The organism is Spiroplasma sp. Moj, from assembly GCF_016082285.1.
Lineage (GTDB): Bacteria > Bacillota_I > Bacilli_A > Mycoplasmatales > Mycoplasmataceae > Spiroplasma > Spiroplasma phoeniceum.
In genome coordinates, this window is sequence record NZ_MQTY02000070.1 from 3,250 (window position 1) to 5,017 (window position 1,768).

Below are 1,768 nucleotides of genomic sequence, written 5' to 3' on the forward strand. Positions count from 1 at the left end.
TTTAATTGATCATGAGCTAAAAATTTATAATATTTTTCAATTTCATTATATTGATTATGTGATTCATGTTTAACTGCTTGTGAATTACTATCATGACCACTTAATCATCAAATTATTGCCGTTCCGGCAATTACTAATCCACCGATTACTAATGATAAACCTAGTGTTTCTGGTGCTAAAGCCGCAGCAGTACCAGCTTCTGCTCCAATAACTGCTCCTTCTGTAGTAACAACTGCAGTTCCTTCTGCAACTGATAAAGTTTCAGCTGCTGTTAAACCTCCTTCTGATAATAGCGGCGTCATTTCAATAGCTTCTCCTGTTGCTTCTGCTCCAATAGTAGTGCTTGCTGAACCACCAACAGTTATTTTTGTTCCAACACCACTAATTCCGGCACCAATAACAAATGTACCAATTGCTTTTAATTTATCAATAAAATCTTTTTTATCATTTTCAGATAATGTTTGAAAATGTTGATTTATTTCATTTAATTTTTGTTGTTTTTGTTCTTTTGAAAGATCATTATATTGCCTTATTACTTTATCTATTTTTGAATTTGTTATTAGTTGATGTCCTCACCCATACAAATCTAAATGATAAATTTCACCAGTATTGTTTAAAACATATGCGCTACCTTTGCCGTCTAATTCAATATCAATTATTGGAAAATTTAAACCATTAAATTTATAAATTTTACCACAATTATTAAATCTTAAATAAACACCATTGTTTGTGGCAATATAAGTATCACCTTCTTTTAAATTTCCGCCTTTAGTATTTTTATCTAAAATTTTTATACGATTTAAATTAATAGAATGATTATTAGAATTTAAATTATTAAATTTAATAATCATTTTATTAATAATATTATTATCTGAATCAGGACTTGGTTCTGGTTTTTTTTCTTCTTTGCTTATTTTATTTTTTGTATTATTTAAAGTAAATTGAACGATAACACTCCCTAAATATCTAGTGCTATTTTCAATAGCATTAATTCTTGCAGAATTTGTTGTAATTTCTGATAAATTAATTTCATCTAAATTTATATTAGGATTATTAAAAACTAATGCTTGTAAAATTGTTTCTGGTAAATTATCTGGTAATTCACCTAAATTTGTATTTAATAAAAGATTGTTTAAATTTCTTGCTGGCTTTGGTGGTACTACAACATTACTTTGAATATTTCTTTGACTTTTTGGTAAAACTGTTGCATAAATTGGTTCTTCTATTTTAGTTGTTGGTGGCGTTGGCGGTGCTTCTTTTGGTCGTTGAATTTTATTTTTATTAGGTTGTAAGTTAACATCATTTGTTAAAACATTATAAAACATTGAATTGCCTATCATTCCTTGTGGGGAAATAGAAAAATATACCCAATCAACATCATCACCAATATCTACAGTATTTGTAGAATATGAGTGGGCAATTAAAGCCATATTATTATTTGGAATTCTGACAATTCTAATATCATTAACACTTATATTAGGATTTAATCTTACAATTGCATGCAAAATAGTATCTTCATAATTATCTTTTAATTCTCCTAAATCTTTATTTTTTATTAATTCATAAATAGATTTATATTTTTTCGGTTTTTGCCTTTTAACTCTAACATTATATTTTTTATAACAACTCACGGCAATGACATTTGGCATTGCCGTTCCGCTAATTGTTAATACACTCAATAAACTTAAAAGTTTTTTCATTTTATTATTTCCTTTCTTTAACCTTGAACTTTTTATCAAGACCTATTGACATTATATATATATATATA